This is a genomic window from Chryseobacterium sp., from assembly GCF_008014695.1.
GTDB lineage: Bacteria > Bacteroidota > Bacteroidia > Flavobacteriales > Weeksellaceae > Kaistella.
Map to the genome: position 1 here is coordinate 152583 of NZ_VOXE01000001.1, position 21768 is coordinate 174350.

Below are 21768 nucleotides of genomic sequence, written 5' to 3' on the forward strand. Positions count from 1 at the left end.
TTAGTTCTTATAATAATAGTATTTTTGTCCTATGATGATCCGCCACTTAAAATTTTTCTCCTTTATTATAGCTGTACTGTTCATGAATTCGTGCGCCGGTCAGCCTAAGGTCAAAAGCCAGAAGCCTGCGGCTAAAAGCCAGATAAAACCGCCTTCATCACAACAGTCTGTAAGCGCGCCGGTTTCTGCGTCCGGAAGTGAAATGCTGAAACTGGATCTTCCCGAAATCAAACGCGAATTCCGCGGCGCATGGATCGCGACGGTGGCGAACATCAACTGGCCTTCCCGAAATAATTTAACAACAGATCAGCAAAAGGCTGAAGCCATCAAAATGCTCGATTTGCTGAAAGACAATAATTTCAATGCGGTCATATTTCAGGCAAGGCCTTCTGCAGATGCACTTTACAACAGCCCTTACGAACCGTGGTCTTATTTCCTCACCGGCGACACCGGAAAAGCACCGAGTCCGTATTACGATCCTCTTGAATTCTGGATTACCGAGGCGCACAAGCGGGGAATGGAACTTCACGTCTGGCTCAATCCGTACCGAGCGTATCACACAACGGGGGGAACCATCAACAGCCAGTCGATGGTGAAAAAAATGCCCGACGAAATCGTAAAGCTGCGAAACGGAACTTATTGGTTCGATCCTGCCAATCAGAAAACCCAGGACCATGTTTCGGAAGTGGTGAAGGATCTTGTGAAAAGATATGATATCGACGGCGTGCATTTCGATGATTATTTTTACCCGTACAAGGAATACAACGGAGGCCGGGATTTTCCGGATGACAAATCATGGAATGCGTTCTTAACAGCGGGCGGAACCCTCTCGCGTCCGGACTGGCGCCGCGCAAACGTCAATAAATTCATCAAAAGGATTTATGAAGAGATCAAGGCTGAGAAAAAAGGCGTAAAATTCGGAATTTCGCCTTTCGGAATCTGGAAACCTGGGTTTCCGGCCGATGTTAAAGGCTCCTCGCAGTACGATGAACTTTTTGCTGATGCCAAATTATGGCTGAACGAAGGCTGGGTTGATTATTTCTCGCCGCAGCTGTACTGGAAGGAAGAAGGGCAGCAGCGCTTCAGTTCCCTTTTGAAATGGTGGAATTCTGAAAACAAACAGAAACGCCACCTTTGGCCCGGACTCAACACGGTGGGAGTAAAAGATGTGCCCGACCGGCCTTCAGAAATTCTGAAACAGATTAATATTTCCCGCGAAATCCTGAACGGCAGCGATGGCGAAATCCATTACAGCATTGCAGGACTTACCCAGGATACGCAAATGGCAACTGCGCTCAGAAATGGACCGTACAGGGAAAAAGCATTGATTCCGAAATCATCCTGGCTCACTGCAGAACTTCCTGCTAAACCTTTGCTCACGGTTAATGAATCCGGCGGAACGGCTTTTGCAAATTGGTCGGCAAAAAAACCCGGACAGGTTTTTCTGTGGGTGCTGTTTACAAAATATGGGGACTCCTGGCAGACTGAGATCCTGAATGCGGACATTATTTCCAAAAACATCCTGATGAGCAAATCGGGTGAAAAACTTACGGCAGTAGCGCTGAAAGCAATTGATCGACTCGGGAATGAAAGTGCCGGTGAAGCAATGATGGTTATCGCTGACAAAAACTCCGGAAAAGCATCATTTGTTGGCTGGGCGAGCGAATAAAATACCGCCTAAACCTATTTCTGACTGCTGATTCTGTTAAAATGTCCTAAAGTTCTGCTTCCACAACTGTAAAGGAATTATTCTTGATGTAATGTAAATCACTAAAATTAATAAAAATGAACACAAAACGACTTTCAGATTCCATGGAGCAGGCTTTGAGCAAGCAGATGAACGTAGAGCTTTTTCAGTCCCATACCTACCTTTCTTACGGGATTTGGGCAAATGACCTGGGCTACGGTGGAATAGGGAATTTCCTGATGCGCCACTCGAAAGAGGAGCGCGACCACGCCATCAAATTCATGCAGTACATCATGAACCGCGGCGGAAAACCAACCATTGAGGCAGTTCCGGCACCTTCAGCAGATCCGCAAAACCTTACGGAATGTTTTAACAGCGTTTTCAAACACGAAGTAGACAATACCGAGAAAATTTACAGACTCGTTGAATTGGCATTTGAACAGAAAGACTGGGCTACGTGGAATTTCCTTCAGTGGTTTGTTAAAGAACAGATTGAAGAGGAAACTTTAGCCATGGAATTAATTGACAAACTGAAAATTGCCGGTGGAGACCGAGCAAGCGACGAATCCTTATTCGCCCTCGATAAAGATCTGGAAACGGCACCTGATGATGCAGAACTTGCCAGAGATGCAACATCTGAAAAACCTTAAATTTCAAATCAAGATAAATGATCTGCTGAGTTTTCAGCAGATTTTTTTGTGCCGTAAATTGTCATAAAATCACTACATTTGCGCACCCTTAAAATGCTTAAAGCACATGCCTTAAGCCTAAAGCAACAATATATGAAATGTGGAATCGTAGGATTGCCAAATGTAGGTAAATCAACTCTTTTTAACTGTTTAAGCAACGCCAAAGCGCAGTCGGCGAATTATCCCTTCTGTACCATAGAGCCTAATATCGGAACGGTTTCTGTCCCCGATCACCGTCTTTTTGAATTGGAGAAACTCGTCAATCCGGAAAGGGTACTTCCTGCAGTGGTGGAAATTGTAGACATTGCCGGTCTCGTGAAGGGTGCAAGCAAAGGTGAAGGGCTTGGAAACCAGTTTCTGGCCAATATCCGCGAGTGCGAAGCCATTATTCATGTCCTGAGATGTTTTGAAAACGGGAACATCATTCACGTGGAGGGTTCTGTGGATCCTATCCGGGACAAGGAAATCATTGATATCGAACTTCAGCTGAAAGATATGGAAGCGCTTGGAAAGGCGGTGGACAAAGCCAAAAAATTCATCAAATCCGGAAAGAAGGAGGATGTACTGACGTATGAAACCCTTTTGAAACTCAATGAGTTTGTAGAATCCGGAAAAAATGCCCGCGAATTTCCGACCGATGATTTCACAAAACCGATTATTGATGAAATTCAGCTGCTGACGAAAAAACCCGTGCTGTACGTTTGTAATGTGGATGAAAATTCGATCAAGAACGGCAACGAATGGCTTGCAAAAATCGAAGAAATGGCGAAAAGAGAGGAAGCTGAAGTAGTGGTTCTTGCAGCACAGATTGAAGCAGACATCAATGAACTGGAAACTTTCGAGGAGAGACAGATGTTTTTGGAAGAACTCGGACTCGAAGAGCCGGGTGTAAACAGACTCATCAGAAAAGCCTACGATTTATTGCATTTACAAACCTATTTTACAGCAGGAGTGAAGGAAGTACGCGCCTGGACCATCGGTCAGGGCTGGACGGCACCTCAGGCTGCAGGAGTGATTCATACCGATTTCGAGAAAGGATTCATCCGTGCAGAAGTGATCGGGTATGAAGATTTTGTACATTTTGGTTCTGAAGCAAAAGTAAAGGAAGCCGGAAAAATGAGAGTAGAAGGGAAAGAATACATCGTAAAAGACGGTGATGTCATGCATTTCCGATTTAACGTGTAAACGGAATATCAATTTTCTCAAAAAATTACCAAGCAGACTTTTCAGTCTGCTTTTTTGTGCCTACGTCTCGTGAGGTTTTCATAAATTTATACTAAAATTCAGAGACATGCAGAAACTGTTTCAGAAAATAAATGTTCAGAAAGCCATTCTTTTTATTGCGCTACTGATCATCATCATCATTTTAATTGAGCTGAATTATTTTATGTCCGGATTAATGGGAGCCGTCACTTTGTACGTCCTGACCCGGAAATTTTATCTGAAATTAACCGAAGTCCAGAAACGGAATAAAGACCTTTCGATTGCGCTGATTATTTTTTTAATCGTCATCACTTTTGCCGTTCCTCTTTGGATTGCAATTGAAATCCTGATTCCCAAAATCAATGAAATCATCAGCGACCGCGAAACCGTGCTTCAAAAATTCAATTCCATTCGCATTCTTATCGAAAACAACGAGTTTTTAAAGGGCTTTGATATTTCTGTTTCCAACGCACAGGTGTTACAGCTCGTGAACAAAATCATTTCCTATATTCCCTCAACAGTTCAGTGGGTAGGGCAGACCTTCGCGAACATTTTTGTCGCGCTTTTCATTCTTTATTTCATGCTCAGCAATGCCAGAACGATGGAAGCACGATTCAGGGAACTGCTTCCGGTCTCCAGACAAAGTAAAAAATTTTTCATCACCGAAAACGCTGCGCTCATCAAATCAAATGCATACGGGATTCCCATATTAGGACTCAGTCAGGGGATTATTGCCATCATCGGATATTCAGTTTTTGGAGTTCATAACGCCATTTTCTGGGGTTTGCTTACAGGTGCCGCATCTATTGTACCGGTATTGGGAACCATGTTTATTTATATTCCGGTGTGTATTTATCAAATTGCAAGCGGCGACGTGAACGGTGGTTTGATTCTCACCCTGTACTGCGTGGTCTTGGTAGGAGGAATCGATAATATTCTGAGATTCACAATCCTCAAAAAAATGGCCGACATTCATCCGCTGATCACCGTGTTCGGAGTGGTTTTAGGGCTCAAAATTTTTGGGGTGATGGGATTGGTTTTTGGTCCTGTAATGCTCTCAATGCCCGGAATTCTCTTTAAAATCTACAAAATTGAGAAACTTTTGGCTAAAAAAGAAAAAGCAGAAACGCACTTGAAAAGTGAACTGCGGGAACTTCCTGAAGAACCAGCGGTATAATCCTGGGTAAGACTACAAAAAACATCGGTGGGAAGGGGATTTAGCCGTTTGTTCTTGGTTGGTATTAGGAAATGCTTTACCTTAAACAATGGATTCAGAAGTGAAAAATCGCCCGAATTATTTTTCCACAAAATTTTAAATATAAACTTAGTTTCGCTATTTTTGTGAGTTACTGAATTTAAAAGCATCCGCAGACACATATGAGCGAAAACATCACGTCAAACTATTCTGAAGACAATATCAGGACCCTCGATTGGCAGGAGCATATCAGGATCCGTCCCGGAATGTACATCGGAAAACTCGGCGACGGTTCTTCTGCAGATGACGGGATTTACATTTTGCTCAAGGAAATCATCGATAATTCCATCGATGAATTCGTGATGAAATCCGGAAAAAGAATCGAAATAAAAATCGACGACGGAAAAGCCACAATCCGCGATTTTGGGCGGGGAATTCCTTTGGGAAAGGTCGTAGATGCCGTTTCCAAGATGAATACCGGCGGAAAATACGATTCAAAAGCGTTTAAAAAATCGGTAGGGCTGAATGGGGTAGGATCAAAGGCGGTAAATGCGCTTTCCGAATATTTCCGGGTGAAATCCATTCGCGAGGGGAAAGTTAAAGTCGCTGAATTCTCCAAAGGGATCATTACCCAGGATTTTCAGGAAGCAGAAACCTCCGACCGCAACGGGACGGAGATTACCTTTATTCCCGATGGGACTATTTTTACCCATTTCAAGTTCAGGAAAGAGTATATCGAAAAGATGCTCAAAAACTACTGTTACCTGAATCCGGGTCTCAAAATCATCTTCAACGGCGAAACTTTTTTCTCCGAAAACGGCTTGAAAGACCTGCTCCAGGAAGAAATTGAAGGCGAAATCCTTTACCCGATCGTTCACTTAAAGGATGAAGACATCGAAGTGGCGATCACCCACTCCGACAAATCCCAGTCGGAAACCTATTTTTCTTTCGTCAACGGACAGAATACGACTCAGGGTGGAACACACCTGAACGCATTTCGGGAAGCTTATGTAAAAACCATCCGCGAATATTTCAATAAAAATTTTGAAGCAGCAGATATTAGAAAATCCATTATCGCAGCAGTCGCGATAAAAGTAATTGAACCGGTTTTCGAATCGCAGACAAAGACGAAACTCGGTTCCAACGAAATGGAACCCGGAAAAGAAACCGTAAGGACTTTCATTACCAATTTTCTTAAAAATAAACTCGACAATTTCCTGCATCAGAATCAGGAAATTGCGGAAGCCATCCACCGGAAAATCATAATTTCGGAACGTGAGCGGAAAGAGCTTTCCGGAATCCAGAAACTGGCGCGCGAACGGGCAAAAAAAGTATCGCTGCACAATAAAAAACTCCGTGACTGCCGTCATCACTATAACGATCAGAAAGCCCTTCGCAAGGCGGAAACCATGATCTTCATCACCGAAGGAGATTCGGCCTCAGGATCCATTACCAAATCGCGCGATGTGGAAACGCAGGCGGTTTTTTCTCTGAAAGGAAAACCGCTGAACTGTTACGGACTCACGAAAAGGGTCGTGTACGAAAACGAGGAGTTCAACCTTCTTCAGGCAGCCCTGAATATTGAAGATTCTCTTGAAGACCTCCGGTACAATCATGTGATTATTGCTACAGATGCTGATGTCGACGGAATGCACATCCGCCTGCTCATGATTACCTTTTTCCTTCAGTTTTTCCCGGATCTGATCCGGAACGGACATCTCTATATCCTTCAGACGCCGCTTTTCCGCGTGAGAAACAGGAAAGAAACCCGTTACTGCTATTCGGAACCGGAAAGGGTGAAAGCCCTGAATGAACTCGGAAAAAACCCTGAAATCACAAGGTTTAAAGGACTTGGAGAGATTTCACCTGATGAATTCAAGCATTTCATCGGGAAAGACATTCGTTTGGAACCGGTAGTTTTGGGGAAAGACCAGACCATTGAACAGATTCTGGAATTTTATATGGGCAAGAATACACCAGACCGCCAAACCTTTATTCTCGAAAATCTGGTGGTGGAAGATCCTGACATCAATAAAAAAGAAATCCTGACCGAAGCAGAATAAAAATTAAAATTAAAGACCTTAAGTTTTTTACCAAAAAACTTGAAAACATAAAAAACGGAGAGCAAGAGTTGATGGAAGAACAAGAAAATCACCACGAAGAATCCCTGAAAAAGGTTTCCGGTCTTTACCGGGACTGGTTTCTGGATTATGCATCTTATGTCATTCTCGACAGGGCTATTCCTTCCATTTTCGACGGATTCAAGCCGGTTCAGCGCCGGATCATGCATTCGATGCGGGAACTGGAAGACGGCCGTTACAACAAAGTGGCCAATCTTGTCGGAAATACGATGAAATATCACCCGCACGGTGACGCTTCCATTACCGATGCTATGGTGCAGATCGGACAGAAGGAACTGCTCATCGATACGCAGGGAAACTGGGGGAATATTTACACCGGCGATTCTGCCGCCGCCGCAAGGTATATTGAAGCCAGACTGACGCCTTTTGCACTCGAAGTGGTCTTCAACCCAAAGACAACAGACTGGGCAAAATCCTATGACGGCAGAAACAATGAACCGATTGATCTTCCGGTAAAGTTTCCGCTTCTTTTGGCTTCCGGTGTGGAAGGAATTGGGGTCGGACTTTCGACGAAAATTATGCCCCATAATTTTAATGAGCTCATCAATGCTTCAATAGCCCATTTAAAAGGCAAAAAATTTGAGCTTTTCCCTGATTTTTTAACCGGAGGAATGCTGGATGTCTCCAATTACAACGATGGCGAACGGGGCGGGAGAATCCGGACCAGAGCAAGAATCATTCAGAAAGACAAACACACGCTCTGCATCACCGAACTTCCGTTTGGCAGGAATACCGGCGACCTGATTGATTCGGTCATTAAAGCCAATGAAAAAGGGAAAATCAAGATCAAAAAAATTGAAGACAACACCTCCGATCAGGTGGAAATCAATATTTTTTTAAACAGCGATGTGTCTTCGGATAAAACCATCGATGCGTTGTACGCTTTCACCGACTGTGAGATCCCGATATCGCCGAATGCCTGTGTAATTGTCGGCGATAAGCCGATGTTCCTTACCGTTTCGGAGATTTTAAGACAGAATACCGAACATACGGTATCCCTGCTAAAAAAGGAACTCGAAATCGAGCTGCACGAACTCCAGGAGAACTGGCATTTTGCTTCGCTTGAAAGAATTTTTATTGAAAACCGGATTTACCACGACATCGAGGAAGTGAAAACCTGGGAGGAAGTTATTTCCACCATCGATAAAGGGTTGAAACCGCATACCAAAAATCTGCTCAGAGCGGTTACCGAAGAGGATATTTTAAGACTGACGGAAATCAGGATCAAAAGGATTTCGCGTTTCGACCTCGATAAATTCAAGGAAAACCTTCTTGCACTTGAAGGTAAAATAGAGCAGGTGAAACACCATTTGGCGAACTTAATTACCTACGCCATTGATTATTATCTGAATATCCAGAAAAAATACGGCAAAGGAAAAGAAAGAAAGACCGAACTGCGGATTTTTGATACCATTGATGCGACCAAAGTGGCCGTCGCAAACGAAAAATTCTACGCCAACTTCGAAGAAGGTTTCATCGGAACGTCCCTGAAAAAAGACCAGTATCTTTTCGACTGTTCCGATATCGACGATATCATCACCTTCCAGAAAGACGGCACGATGAAAGTCGTAAAAGTGGAGGCCAAAACCTTTATCGGTAAAAATATCGAGCATGTCGCCATCTGGAAAAAGAACGACCGACGCACGGTGTACAACATGATTTACCGCGAAGGAAGAGAAGGTCCGTATTATATGAAACGTTTTTCCGTAACAGGCGTAACCCGGAATACCGATTATAAGCTGGCTTCGGATAAAAAAGGTTCAGAAATGCTGTATTTTTCCGCCAATCCGAACGGCGAAGCCGAACTGGTGACCGTTTTGCTGAAACCAAACGCGAGGGTCCGAAAAAACAAGATTGAAATCGATTTCTCGGAACTGGCCATCAAAGGCCGAGATTCCAAAGGAAATCTGGTGACGAAATACACGATTAAAAAAGTGGATCTGAAGGAAGAAGGCCATTCCACTTTGGCACCGAGGAAAATCTGGTTTGATGATACGGTTCGCCGACTGAATGCGGACGCAAGAGGAACGCTGCTCGGAACTTTTAAAGGCGACGACCGGATCTTGACCATCAATTCCCAGGGTGAAGCAAAATTGCTTTCCTTCGACCTGATGAACCGTTTCGAAGATGATTATCTGGTTCTCGAGAAATGGAAGCCGGAACAGCCAATTACATGCATTTATTTTGACGGTGAAAAAGGCATTTATTTTATCAAAAGATTCCTGCTTGAAAATACACCGAATGTGCAGAATTTCATGCCGTCGGAACATCCTGCATCCTTTATCGAAAATGTAATTGTGGCCGATCATTCCACTGCTGAGCTGGTTTTTGCCAAAGAAAAAGGCAAGGAAAAAGATCCCGAAACCATCAGTATCGACGAATTTATCGCGATCAAAGGGATCAAGGCGATCGGAAACCAGCTGACGAAAAGTAAAATAAAGACCATCAACATCACGATTCCGGAACCGACAGAAGAGATCAACGAAGGTTTTGATGTGGTGGAAGCTACAGATGGGCACATAAGTTTCATCGACGAGGATGTTCGCGACGGTGAGTTCCCAGATGAAGGAACCATCGGAAGCCTTTTCGATGAATAAACACTCTTCAATAACGCGCCTAGAGCCGCTTCACCCCTATTGTCTTGAATGCATCAAAATTACGCAGAGGCATTTTAAAAATTTAAAAAACAATTATGAGTTTAGTATTGATCATTATAATAGCCGCAACGGCCATCATCAGTTTTATGGCATTCAGCAATCACGGACTTTTTGAAAAGTACAAGTTCAGTGTTGGGGCAATCATTCAGAAAAAGGAATACATCCGTTTGCTTTCTGCCGGTTTTCTGCATGCCGATATGATGCATTTACTTTTCAACATGATGACGCTGTATTTTTTCGGCCCGATCGTGGTTCAGGCATTTGGTGAAATCGGTTTTGTTGTCGTTTATTTTGGCTCCATCCTTTTGGGGAATATTTTTTCCCTTTATCTTTATAAAAATCAGGCTTGGTATTCTGCCATCGGGGCGAGTGGCGGGGTCTCAGGGATTCTGTTTGCCTCCATCGCCATGATTCCGGATCTTGGAATTTACTTTTTCTTTATTCCGATCCCGATTCCAGGATACATTTTCGGATTTTTATACTTTGGATATTCGGTTTATATGATGCTGAATCCGAAAGAGCATGACAATATCGGACATGCCGCGCATTTGGGAGGCGCATTTTTCGGTTTGGTTTTCGCGGTTGCTTTACAGCCGGAAATAGCGATGCAGAATGCACTTTATCTTGGGATCATGGCGATTCCGCTGCTGTATATGAGCTATATGGTTTTTGTGAAAAAAAGAATCGGATAAAAATAGAAACCTTCAGGCTGCTGAAGGTTTTTTATTTTACGGCAAAAATAAAGCGGTCGTTTCCGGAGAGGTCCTGAATGAGTTCAGCGCTCTTGAAAGACCTGAACAGTTCCAGTGTTTCCTTGCCCAGTTTCTGGTTGATTTCCAGAAAAATCATTCCTCCATCCTGGAGATGGTTTTTGCTGTCTTCCGCAATTTTTCTATAGAAGATCAGTGCATCGGAGGTGGGCGAAAACAGCGCCATTTTGGGCTCAAAATCCTTTACTGAGTCTTCTAATTCTTTTTCTTCATCGATGCCGATATAAGGAGGGTTGGAGATGATCACATCATAAATATCATTCAGTGATTCCGTAAGATAATTCTGCAGGATAAAATGAACTTCAGTCTGGTGAAAATCTGCATTTTTCTTCGCGGTTTTAAGGGCTTTTTCCGAGAAATCAATCGCGGTGATCTCCGCTTCCGGAAAATGTTTTTGCAGCGTAATCGGAATAATGCCGCTTCCGGTTCCGATATCGAGTATTTTAAACGGTAGATTTTCAGTTATAGATTCTTGGTTCCTGGCTCTTGACTCTTGACTCTTCTTTATTGCCAGTTCAACCAACTCCTCTGTTTCGGGGCGTGGAATCAGCACATTTTCATCCACAAAAAACTTAAGGCCGTAAAATTCCGTTTCGCCTAAGATCTGTTGGTACGGTTTCCCGGACTGAAGCTCGGTGATGATCTCGTTGAATTGTTCTTGCTGATGAAACTCCAGTTCCTTCTGAAGGCTGTTTCTGCTTTCAAAACGATTCGTTTCCAGAATGTTCTCTACGAAAATAAAGAATAGTTCGAGGCTTTCAGATTCGTTGTAAAGTTCTGAAAGACCCTCTTGAAATTTTTGTTTAAGATCTGTAAGCGTCATTATCGAGTAAAAACCAGTTTTGTTTTAGTGGAAAGACCTTCGTCGATGCGGTACCCTTCGAGATTGAAAGCTTTAACGTCATTCAGGGTCTTGGCCTGTGTTTCGGCACAGTAGCGGACCATCATTCCTCTCGCGTGCTTCGTATACACAACGATTGTCTTCAGTTTTCCTTCCTTCATTTCAAAGAAATCGAAATCAATGACAGGTGCGTTCAGTTTCTGTCGGTCAAAAACCTTAAAATATTCCGAACTGGCAAGGTTCAGGATCATGTCTTTCGCTTTAAGCTCGCTGTTCAGCTGTTCTGTAAGTTTTTCGCGCCAGAATTCGTAGAGGTTTCTGTAATGCTCAAATTCAAATTTTCTGCCCATTTCCAGACGGTAGAGCATGATTTTGTCTGAAGGTTTCAGGAGTCCGTACAGTCCGGAAAGCATGCGGTAATTTTTTTGGAGATAATTGATTGCTTTTTTATCGAGGGTCTTGATATCGAGACCGCGGTAGACTTCGCCTGTAAAGGCAAATGCCGCCGGAGCCGACTCGCCGGTTTTCGGTTTGGGTTTCCAGTTCTGGTTCCTTTCCCAGTTTTCATCGGCCAGTTTTTGGGAAAGTTCCATCAGTCCGGCCAGATATTTCGGGGATTTTTCTTTTAAGTAGGTATGGATGAGCGCAGCATCTTCGATGAATCTCGGGGTCGTCAGCTTTAATAATTCTGTTGAATTGGCCGTGTTCATGAGCTTTGCCGGTGAAGAGATGATTTTCATTCAGTAGAGTTGTTGAAGAATTAAAGTTCGCCTTTTCCCTGACGGATGATTTCAGGTTCGCCGCCGGTCAGATCCAAAATAGTGGACGCTACATTGTCCCCGAATCCTGAATCGATGACATAATCGACCAGATGGCCGTATTTTTCGGCAATAAGTTCCGGATCGGTGGAATATTCTATGACCTCATCATCATCTTTGATGGAAGTGGAGGCAATCGGATGCCCCAGTTTTTCCACAATAAGCTGCGGAATGGGGTGCGCAGGAACGCGGATTCCGACTGTTTTGTGATTTTTATACGCCAGCGGAAGGTTTTTGTTGGCGTCGAGGATAAAGGTATAAGGCCCCGGAATTTTATTTTTTAAAAAACGGAACGTTGACGTCTCTATAGGTCTGGTAAATTCAGAAAGGTGGCTTAAATTATTGCAGATAATGGAAAACTGGGCTTTCTCGAGTTTTATTTTCTTAACCTGGGCCAGTTTTTCCATGGCTTTGAGGTTGTTGATGTCACATCCGAGTGCATACACCGTATCTGAAGGGTAGATGATAAGGCTGCCTGACATTAAAGCTTTTACCACCTCATCAATAAGGTTTTCCTGCGGATTTTCCGGATAGATTTTAAGGATTTTTGCCATACACAAATTTAAGCAAAAAAGTCAGGAATAAATAATCATCCGATTTTTTGGAATTTCTTGAGTTTATCGTATATTTGCAACACAATAGCGCGGGGTAGAGCAGTAGGTAGCTCGTCGGGCTCATAACCCGGAGGTCGCACGTTCGAGTCGTGTCTCCGCTACTAAACGAAGAGAATCACAATAGTGGTTCTCTTTTTTGTGTTTATTAACTGTGAGTCCTTAGGAGGTTTTAAATATTTAAAAATTCTTCTCCAATTCTTTTTAATTTCTGAAGAAATGTTGTATATTTGCAACACAATAGCGCGGGGTAGAGCAGTAGGTAGCTCGTCGGGCTCATAACCCGGAGGTCGCACGTTCGAGTCGTGTCTCCGCTACTAAACGAAGAGAATCACAATAGTGGTTCTCTTTTTTTTTGTGTAAAATATTCTGTGAGTGGATAATAAAGCTATAAATTATCTGTTTTTACGGTTTCTTCCTATTTAATAATTCCATTTGTTTTAAAGTTTTATCTAATGGACATGTAAAATTTCACCATTCTCATTAAAAATATTTTCAGGAAATTTGTACCATGGAAATTCCAGACACTTTAATCCCGATTACCGAAATTCACTTGGATGGGAACATCCGCCTCTATATAAAGAGGGAGGACCTGATCCATCCTGAAATTTCCGGGAATAAATATTGGAAACTCTTTTACAATATCAATCATTATCTTCAACAGCGTCCGAAAAAGCCTCTTATAATTACTTTTGGTGGCGCTTTTTCGAATCATATAGCTTCAGTTTCTGCCCTAGGGAAAGGTTTGGGAATACAGACTTTAGGCATCATTCGTGGAGATGAACTTCAGCAAAAATGGCAGGAAAATCCAACACTGCAGTTTGCTCATGAAAAGGGAATGGATTTCCGCTTCGTCACACGGGAAGAATACCGAGACAAAGAAACGTTAAACTGGACATTGGAAAATGAATTTCCTGACGCCTTAATAATTCCCGAAGGCGGAACCAATACACTCGCTGTGAAAGGCATCCAGCATATGCTGAATAACGAAACAAAAAGTTTTGATTATCTTTGCACTGCAGTAGGAACAGGCGGAACCGTTGCCGGAATTTCGAAGTTTGCAGAAAGAAACCAGCAGGTTTTGGGATTTAAGGTGGTGGATGATGAATCGCTGAGGCAGAAGGTCTTTGAGCTTTCAGGAAGACGCAATTCAGTGCTAATTGAAGCTCATGACGGAAGCTATGGCAAAATAACCGACGAAAATGTGCGTTTTATCAATAGCTTTTCAGAAAAATATAGTGTTCAACTCGATCCGGTTTATACCGGAAAAATGATGAAGCGGATTTTTGAACTGATTGAAACGGAGTATTTTCCGGAAGGAAGCAGTATTTTAGCCTTCCACACCGGTGGATTACAGGGAATTGAAGGCGCCAACCAAATGCTGCAAAAACAGAACAGAGCGTTCATTAACCAAATAAGAAGTTGAAAAACAACCGATAATGAAAAAAATATTTCTTGCTTTTGCATTGATTATTTTATCAAAATTTCAGGCACAGACCTGGTCCACGGAACAGCAGTACATTCAGAAGTTTGCCCCTTACGCGGTGGAGGAAATGGAAAAATATAAGATTCCGGCCTCAATCACTTTAGCACAGGGACTTCTGGAAACCGGCGGCGGACAGAGCCGTCTCGCTCAGGAAGGCAAAAACCACTTCGGCATTAAATGCAAGGAAGACTGGACCGGAAAAACAATGAAACATTCCGATGATGCTCCGAATGAATGTTTCCGGGTGTATGATGATCCGAAGCAGAGCTATGAAGACCATTCAAAATTTCTGGCAGAACGGAAATATTACGTCAATCTCTTTAAACTGGATCCTAAAGACTATAACGGTTGGGCGCACGGACTTAAGAAAGCCGGTTATGCGACAAATCCCCGGTATGCCTATATTCTTTTGGATAAAATCGAAAAATATAAACTGTATGAATTCGACCGCACCGACTCCAAATCGGTTTTGTACGCGGTACTGAAAATGTTCCCGGAACTCAACGGCGACCGGATTTTTATGGCGCAGCTGGATCAGAGTAAAATGAAAGCGGAACCGAAGACTATTAAAGTTCCATACAAACAGACTTCCTACGCAGAGCAGCAGAAAACGGTGGAAAGAATCAAATCCAAAGGCGAAATCCTTAATGCTGTACTCGTGAAAAACCATCCGAACGGAGGTCTGAAGTTCATAATTGTTCCTGAAGACACGAACCTGAAGTTTATTGCCAATAAATTCGGCATTTCCGAAAACAAAATCATGAAATGGAATGAACTGGACGATGATAAGGTTAAAAAGAACGACATCATTTTTCTGGAATCCAAAAACAGCGATGGCAGTGTGGCGACTTATAAAACGGAAGTGGGTGATGATATGCACCTGATCTCCCAGAAATTCGCCGTGAAACTCACCAAACTGTATGCAAAAAACAGGATGAATGAAGGAGAAGTTCCCACTGTGGGGCAGCTGATCTACCTTCAGGACAGAAAACCAAGAAATTAATTTTTTAATAACGAAGCCGGAACGCGCCCTTGGGCGCGTTCCGGCTTAAATATTTTACTGAAATGAAATACGAAAGAAGTTCAGCACTTTTTGATGAAGCGTACCGGTATATTCCGGGTGGAGTAAATTCTCCCGTCCGTGTGTTCAAATCCGTGGGCGGAGTTCCGGTTTTTATGAAATCGGCGAAAGGGGCCTATATGAAGGATGTTGATGACAATACGTACATCGACTACATCAATTCCTGGGGGCCTGCAATCCTAGGCCATACGCATCCTGAAGTTCTGGAAGCCATTAAAAAACAGGCGGAAAACGGTTTTTCCTACGGAACACCCACCGAGTTGGAAACAGAAATTGCTAAATTCATTGTAGAAAATGTTCCGAACATCGATCAGATCAGAATGGTTTCCTCAGGAACGGAAGCGTGCATGAGCGCAATCCGTCTGGCGAGAGGGTATACTCAAAGAGATAAAATCATTAAGTTCGAAGGCTGTTATCACGGTCATTCCGACTCGTTTTTAATAAAGGCCGGAAGCGGGGCCGCGACATTCGGAAATCCCAATTCTCCGGGAGTAACTGCCGGAACGGCGAAAGATACTTTACTGGCGCGTTATAACGATGTGGAGCAGGTGGAAGATCTTTTCAGGCATAATCAGGGCGAAATTGCAGCGATCATCATTGAACCTGTTGCAGGAAATATGGGCTGCGTGCTGCCACAGAATGATTTTCTTCAAAAACTGAGAAAACTCTGTGATGAAAACGGTGCACTCCTTATTTTTGATGAGGTAATGACGGGCTTCCGTCTCGCTTTTGGTGGTGCTCAGGAAGTTTACGGTGTAAAAGCGGATCTGGTGACTTTCGGAAAAGTCATCGGCGGCGGACTTCCTGTCGGAGCTTTTGCCGGAAGGAATGAAATCATGGATCATCTGGCGCCGAAAGGTGCGGTATATCAGGCGGGAACTTTAAGCGGGAATCCGCTTGCGATGCGTGCCGGACTCACCACTTTGCAGCTGATTAAAAACGATGCAAACTTCTATCAGAATATCAATAAAACGGCAGAAACGCTGGATTTTGGAATCGGGAAAATCCTGAATGAGAAAAACATTCAGCATGTCATCAACAGAAAGGGCTCGATGATGAGTGTGTTTTTCCATATCAGTTCTGTTTCCAATTTTGATGAAGCCGCGGAGGCGAACCATTCTTTATTCAACAATTTCTTCCACCAGCTCCTGAAAAACGGAATCTATCTGCCACCGAGCGGTTATGAAACCTGGTTTATATCAGATGCGATTAAACAGACGGAATTAGAAAAAACCCTGGAGGTATTGAGAAAGTTTGAATACTCCAATTTATAAAAAAGCTGGCCCTATCTAGGGCCAGCTTTTTTTTTGAATTTGCTCAATCATCAACGCGATGCTATTGATACTTCAACCGGCATTACATAGGTGAAAGGGCGTTTTTTATTAGCTTTGAACTTATACTGCAGCCCGTTCATTGCGTTTTCAAGATTTTTGCTTACATATTTGCAGTTTCCATCAGCATGAATGTTTTTCAGTCTTCCTGATTGTGAGATTTCGAATTTCACCACACTCTGTGTTACCCCTTCGGTAAGATCGGGATCTGTAAAATCAAAATTTTGGGCGATAAGGTTTTTCAGTTCCAGAAAATCATCGTTTGAAATGAGTTGTACTTCCTGAATAGTATTGCCAGTCTCTTGCGCTTTCACGGTATTGGCTAGACATCCGAAGGCCAAAAATGCTGCGATTCCGAAGAATCTTAATGCTATATTTTTCATAATTTCTGTATTAAATTGTTAGATTGTTTTAATTAACATAACAAAGTAAATAACTTAATATCAAATTAACAAATAATTCATATTAAATTAACATTAAAACCTAAAAATTTAATATTGGGCTATGGAAAATAGATAAAGTGCAGTTTAATAGTATTTTACAATATTAACCATATATTAACAAAAAAACCGCCAGAGTTTCTGACGGTTTAGATTTGATATGAAAAATTAACTTGAAAATTAAATTCCTGCCCAACCGGTTGCCCATGTTGGTGTCGCAGTACCGTTTCCGGCTCCTGTGGCAGAAGCACTTACAGTATAAGTGTTCGTCAGCACCGGGATTGTCGGTCCGCTTAATGGTCCGCTTCCGTCTGGGTCATTACCTTTTGCAGAAGATTCAGTTGTTACATTATCAAACTTCACATTAGTTATTTTCCCACCACCGTTAAAGTAAGTGACTGTTGCATCATTTTCGAAGTTGATTCCCGTTTTCCAGCCGGAAAGAACGATATTGTCCATCATTCCGTAAGTTCCGACTCTTAATTTCATTCCGTCTGTTTCGGTTCCTGTTGTAGCTCCAATGAAAGTAGCATTTTTAATGGTTGGGTTAGAACGTGGCGAAGCGTTATGATCGTTAGAGTTGTTATCTGCTTCAATACCGCGGTTACCATTGATTCTTTTTGCGTAGATGTTGGTGGCTGTTCCGTTCCATCCTTCTGTCCAGTCAAAAGCATCATCTTCGTTGTTTACCGATACAATGTTGGAAACATTTACAGTTCCACCAAAGAATTCGATGCCGTCATCAGATCCATTGATCATCGAAACATAGTCAATCGTGGTTCCTTTTCCTACCGCAAAAAGCGAAAGTCCGTTGAATTCTTTGTCAGCTGTATAAATAGCACCTGCATATTCAATTCTTACATGTTTAAGGATCCCGGAATTATCGTTTGCATCAGTTCCGCCATATTGAGCGTTCCCAACTTCAGCAGTTGCAGTGACTCCTTTGTTCATTGGTGCTTTACCGCAGATTACAAGACCGCCCCATGAGCCGGGAGTTGCAGTAGGGCTTGTAAATACAATTGGACTTGATGCTGTTCCATTCGCGAAAATTTGTCCGCCCTGTTCGATGGTAATGTAAGAAGAAGTACCGCCGGTTGCTTCAAATCTGGTGCCTGCAGGAATTACCAGTTTTCCGCCATTTCTTACTGCTACAGCACCCGTTAATTTATACACCTTAGTTGCATCCAGGGTTACGGTTTCACCGGATTTTACTTCCCCTTTGAAATCATTGGGATTATTAGCAATCCCTATTGGGGTTGGCTGTGGGATTGGATCATCCCCGTTGTTACAAGACTGAATTGTAAAAGCAGAAGAGATAAACAAAGCTGCTGCTAAAACTTTAAATTGGTTCTTTTTCATAATAATTTTTATTGTATTTAGATTGTGTTTTATTAAAATTCATAAGAAACTCCTGCACCCAGGTTGATTCCCTTTTTGTATTCCCTTATCGTTAATTCGCCGTTTGTATTATCCTGTACCCGTTTAAATTCAGGATCTAAAAGGTTTTTACCGCTCAATGAAAATCCTATCCCGTTTGCGAGTTTAAATCTTGCAACCGCATCCAAGGTATTGATGGCTTTGTCTACAAGATTTCCTCGGTTTTCAAATCCAAGTGCATAAATATTATCAGCGATATGGGAATAAGACACCACAAAATCCATCGAATTATTGTTGCCCCATTTCTGTTCCCAACCTAGATTTGCATTGCCAAGAAAATCGGATGCACCTTGCATTTTATCGCTGTTTTTAAGGAAATTTACAGAAACTGTTGTATTTTCATCCTGAACTTTTTGCGTATCCAGATCCTGCTTTGTATTCAGATAAGTGGCATTTACGAACGCGTAGAATTTTGAGTTTCCTGAAGTATAAAGATCTTTTCTGATTTCCATTTCAGCACCAAAAATTTTCCCGGTATCGCCTACATTTACAAAAGACGAACTGTTGGCAGAAGAAGCTACTACGACTCTTGAAATTGGGTTCTGGATGTATTTTCCGAAAGCAGTAACAGAAATCACTTCACCTCTTTTAGGGAACCATTCCCATTTCAGGTCTGCATTATAATTATCAGAAGGGTAGATGTCAATATTTCCATAGCTTAACTCATCAATGTCTTCATATTCGTATGGAGCTGTTTCAAGCAGAAGCGGGGTAGTATAAGTTTTAGAGGCCGAGAATCTTAAGTTATGGGTATCATTAATACTGTATTTTAAGTTCAACGCCGGTAATATTTTGGAATAATTTTTATTGATGCTGCCTCCGTTAGAAAAAATGGCGGTGTTATAGTCAATTTTTTGGTCAAGCTGATCATATCTCACACCCAGCTGTGCGGTAAATTTCTCACTAAACTTATAATCAAAATTCAGATAACCTGCGTTGTTGACCAATTTGGACTGGTAAAACTGCGGGATCAAAGAATTTTCTGGATTGTATTTCACATCTCCTCTGAAGGTTACAATACTGAAATACGCTCCCGTCTGATAATTCCCCGGATTAAAGAATCCGTCATAATTATTTGAGTCGAGAAAGTAGCTTCCCTGTGGCGCAAGGATTCTGAAGTTATATTGGGTCGCCCGGAAATCGCTGTTTTTGAAACGGCCGTTATAGCCTACTGTAAATTTTGCTTTTTCGCTAAGCTGATAGTCGGCATGAACATCACCCACATAATCATCCTCTACCAATTGATCAAAATAGCGGTGATTAGCTCCCGGATTACTGCTTGCGAAAGTGCTTAAATTGTTTAATTTGTCATAAACAGAAACATTTTGCTGACGGTCTGGTCTGCGGCTGTCCAGTCTATTGTATCCAACATTCCAAAATATTTTTAAAGGTTCGGTAAGCTGGTGCTCCCCACGAAGCTGGTTAATGATGAGATCGTTGGTTTTATAGGTCGCTCTTCTCATTTGGGTCACATACTGGTTCTGTTGGGGATCGCTGTCATTGAAATTCCTGTCATAACCGGCATAGTTTCCAAGCTTCTGCTCTGTTGTATGGATGTAGTTGGTGTTGAAGTTTACCGTGTTTTTTGAATTGATTCTATAGTTCAGGTTCAATAGCCCGGTAGAATTGGTTGAATATTCAAATTCCTCGGCATTGTCATAAATTCTTAACGCTTGACTTTGAGCATCATAAGATCCTCCCGCGATTCCTTCTGTATAGTTGTAATCGTTATCGAAAGCAGCATAACCGAAAATATTCAGCTTACCACTGTCGCCAATTTTAATATTCGTTCCGAAATCAATTCCTAACGAAGAGTTGATTGGGTTTAGAACCTCCTTATTGTTCCATGAAGTCGTAAATGCATACCCTTGATTTACAATGGCTGCATTTTTAGGCTTGTTAATCTGTTTAAATCCGAAATAATTAGGACCGTCCTGTAAAAAATAATTGTTTTTATTGGCTGCATTCAGATTTAATGACGAACCGAGGTTTACTTTAAAGTAAGGCTTCCCGGTATACACTTTAGAAACAATATCTACATTCGCGCCCGAAACATCTCCCCAAAGTTTTGGGTTATATACTTTTTCAAGACCTACGAAATCAATCATATCAGTCTTGATGATACTTAAATCGATGTTTTTGAAAGCAGGATCATTCGATGGAATCGGAAGCCCGTTCATCGTCGTGGAATTGTTTCTGTCCCCCAGACCGCGGATAAAAATCTGGCCGCTGCCTTCCTGTTTCTGTGCACCTGTAGCCTTGGTTACTGCAACAGATACGTCTCCTACTCCCTGCTTTTCAAGTTGCACTGCACCCACTCTTTCTATGACCTCTACAGATTTTTTCTGAATGCTGATAATATTACTTTCAGCACCTTTTTTGGTACTTCCCTGTATAACAACACCTTCAATTTTACTTTCTTTCTTAATGGTGTCATTAACTTCCTGCCCATAAAATACGGTGGCCGAAGATGTTAAAAATAGAACGGCGATACTCAGTTTCGTAATTTTCATTTCTCTTTTTACTTTTTTTTCTTTTCACTGCAAAGAAAATGAGAAAGCACAGAAAAGATATTGACTGAATTTTAACATTGGATTAAATAATCATTAAGAAATCCCCCTAATATTAACTTAGTGTGAACTTTCAAAACACCGCCGCACGAATATTAAAATTGATTAACTTTGAATGGTTAAAACGTACAGATGAGTCAGAAAAAAATTCTCCTTATAGATGATGAACAGGATATTCTCGAAATCCTTTCCTACAATCTTGAAAAAGAAGGTTACCGTGTTTTCACGGCAAATAACGGAAAAGAAGGGATCGATAAGGCAAAGGAAATTCTTCCGGATCTGATCCTTCTGGATGTAATGATGCCCGAAAAAGACGGCATCGAAACCTGTCAGGAATTACGGAAGATTAAGGAACTCCAGAAAACACTCATCGTGTTTCTCTCGGCCAGAAGCGAAGAGTTCTCCCAGCTTGCAGGCTTTCAGGCAGGCGCAAACGACTACATCGTGAAACTCATCAAACCTAAGGTGCTCACATCAAAAGTAAATGCCCTTCTGCAGCTTACTTCTCAGGTTTCCGATAACTCAAAAAACATCGAAGTGGGCGACCTTATCATCGATAAAGATAATTTCAGGGTTTCCAAAACCGGACAGCTCTTCCTGCTTCCCAAAAAAGAATTTGATCTGCTCTATCTTCTGGCTTCCAATACTGATAAAGTTTTCAAAAGGGAAGAAATCCTAGAAAAAGTATGGGGAAATGATGTGATTGTTGGGGAGAGAACAATTGATGTCCACATCCGCCGCCTCCGCGAAAAACTCGGAATTAATACCATTCAGACGCTGAAAGGCATCGGATATAAATTAGTTGTGTAAC

Annotated in this window: 17 protein-coding genes and 2 tRNA genes; 13 read left to right on the plus strand and 6 right to left on the minus strand. The window is 42.2% G+C overall.

Annotation, left to right across the window (positions count from 1 at the left end):
• Nucleotides 1-82 precede the first annotated feature (82 nt).
• The 7 genes from FUA25_RS00725 to FUA25_RS00755 all read left to right on the plus strand — a co-directional run bounded on the left by FUA25_RS00725 (nucleotide 83) and on the right by FUA25_RS00755 (nucleotide 10264).
• A complete protein-coding gene (locus FUA25_RS00725; RefSeq protein WP_228411613.1) occupies nucleotides 83-1669 on the plus strand; it encodes a glycoside hydrolase family 10 protein in 1587 nt (528 codons plus the stop codon).
• Between the two features lie 116 nt (nucleotides 1670-1785).
• Complete coding sequence (locus FUA25_RS00730) at nucleotides 1786-2337, plus strand: ferritin (protein WP_147754986.1); 552 nt, start codon at nucleotides 1786-1788, stop codon at nucleotides 2335-2337.
• Nucleotides 2338-2469: 132 nt separating this feature from the next.
• Entirely contained in the window at nucleotides 2470-3561 is a 1092-nt protein-coding gene (gene ychF / locus FUA25_RS00735; protein ID WP_147754987.1) for a redox-regulated ATPase YchF, read from the plus strand.
• A 106-nt stretch (nucleotides 3562-3667) separates the two neighbouring features.
• The gene (locus FUA25_RS00740; RefSeq protein ID WP_147754988.1) at nucleotides 3668-4756 is read left to right on the plus strand and encodes an AI-2E family transporter; all 1089 of its coding nucleotides are present in this window, start codon (nucleotides 3668-3670) and stop codon (nucleotides 4754-4756) included.
• Nucleotides 4757-4956: 200 nt separating this feature from the next.
• The gene (locus FUA25_RS00745) at nucleotides 4957-6837 is read left to right on the plus strand and encodes a DNA topoisomerase IV subunit B (RefSeq protein ID WP_147754989.1); all 1881 of its coding nucleotides are present in this window, start codon (nucleotides 4957-4959) and stop codon (nucleotides 6835-6837) included.
• A gap of 71 nt (nucleotides 6838-6908) precedes the next feature.
• Nucleotides 6909-9512: a DNA gyrase/topoisomerase IV subunit A gene (locus FUA25_RS00750; RefSeq protein WP_147754990.1), complete on the plus strand. Its 2604-nt coding sequence runs from the start codon at nucleotides 6909-6911 to the stop codon at nucleotides 9510-9512.
• A gap of 95 nt (nucleotides 9513-9607) precedes the next feature.
• Complete coding sequence (locus FUA25_RS00755; protein ID WP_147754991.1) at nucleotides 9608-10264, plus strand: rhomboid family intramembrane serine protease; 657 nt, start codon at nucleotides 9608-9610, stop codon at nucleotides 10262-10264.
• Nucleotides 10265-10295: 31 nt separating this feature from the next.
• Here FUA25_RS00755 and prmC read toward each other — a convergent pair whose 3' ends face one another.
• Genes prmC through FUA25_RS00770 form a run of 3 tightly spaced genes read right to left on the minus strand, consistent with a single transcriptional unit; the run spans nucleotide 10296 to nucleotide 12555 of the window.
• Complete coding sequence (gene prmC, locus FUA25_RS00760; RefSeq protein ID WP_147754992.1) at nucleotides 10296-11165, minus strand: peptide chain release factor N(5)-glutamine methyltransferase; 870 nt, start codon at nucleotides 11163-11165, stop codon at nucleotides 10296-10298.
• Entirely contained in the window at nucleotides 11165-11923 is a 759-nt protein-coding gene (gene yaaA / locus FUA25_RS00765; protein WP_147754993.1) for a peroxide stress protein YaaA, read from the minus strand. Before yaaA ends, prmC begins: the two co-directional genes overlap by 1 nt.
• A 20-nt stretch (nucleotides 11924-11943) precedes the next feature.
• Entirely contained in the window at nucleotides 11944-12555 is a 612-nt protein-coding gene (locus tag FUA25_RS00770) for an L-threonylcarbamoyladenylate synthase (RefSeq protein WP_147754994.1), read from the minus strand.
• Nucleotides 12556-12643: 88 nt separating this feature from the next.
• Here FUA25_RS00770 and FUA25_RS00775 point away from each other — a divergent pair.
• The 5 genes from FUA25_RS00775 to hemL all read left to right on the plus strand — a co-directional run bounded on the left by FUA25_RS00775 (nucleotide 12644) and on the right by hemL (nucleotide 16453).
• A tRNA-Met gene (locus tag FUA25_RS00775) sits at nucleotides 12644-12716 on the plus strand.
• A gap of 140 nt (nucleotides 12717-12856) precedes the next feature.
• Nucleotides 12857-12929, plus strand: a tRNA-Met gene (locus FUA25_RS00780).
• 194 nt (nucleotides 12930-13123) lie between these two features.
• Nucleotides 13124-14038, plus strand: a complete 915-nt coding sequence (locus tag FUA25_RS00785; protein ID WP_147754995.1) for a 1-aminocyclopropane-1-carboxylate deaminase/D-cysteine desulfhydrase — start codon at nucleotides 13124-13126, stop codon at nucleotides 14036-14038.
• Nucleotides 14039-14051: 13 nt separating this feature from the next.
• Entirely contained in the window at nucleotides 14052-15101 is a 1050-nt protein-coding gene (locus FUA25_RS00790) for a glucosaminidase domain-containing protein (RefSeq protein WP_147754996.1), read from the plus strand.
• A 62-nt stretch (nucleotides 15102-15163) separates the two neighbouring features.
• Complete coding sequence (gene hemL / locus FUA25_RS00795; RefSeq protein ID WP_147754997.1) at nucleotides 15164-16453, plus strand: glutamate-1-semialdehyde 2,1-aminomutase; 1290 nt, start codon at nucleotides 15164-15166, stop codon at nucleotides 16451-16453.
• Between the two features lie 50 nt (nucleotides 16454-16503).
• Here hemL and FUA25_RS00800 read toward each other — a convergent pair whose 3' ends face one another.
• The 3 genes from FUA25_RS00800 to FUA25_RS00810 form a co-directional block, all read right to left on the minus strand.
• Nucleotides 16504-16893 carry a hypothetical protein gene (locus tag FUA25_RS00800; protein WP_147754998.1) on the minus strand — a complete coding sequence of 130 codons (390 nt, stop codon included), beginning with the start codon at nucleotides 16891-16893 and terminating at the stop codon, nucleotides 16504-16506.
• Nucleotides 16894-17130: 237 nt separating this feature from the next.
• A complete protein-coding gene (locus FUA25_RS00805) occupies nucleotides 17131-18309 on the minus strand; it encodes a hypothetical protein (protein WP_147754999.1) in 1179 nt (392 codons plus the stop codon).
• Nucleotides 18310-18341: 32 nt separating this feature from the next.
• A complete protein-coding gene (locus tag FUA25_RS00810) occupies nucleotides 18342-20900 on the minus strand; it encodes a TonB-dependent receptor domain-containing protein (RefSeq protein WP_147755000.1) in 2559 nt (852 codons plus the stop codon).
• 189 nt (nucleotides 20901-21089) lie between these two features.
• Between FUA25_RS00810 and FUA25_RS00815 the strand changes: the two genes are divergently transcribed.
• Nucleotides 21090-21767: a response regulator transcription factor gene (locus FUA25_RS00815; protein ID WP_147755001.1), complete on the plus strand. Its 678-nt coding sequence runs from the start codon at nucleotides 21090-21092 to the stop codon at nucleotides 21765-21767.
• Nucleotide 21768 lies beyond the last annotated feature (1 nt).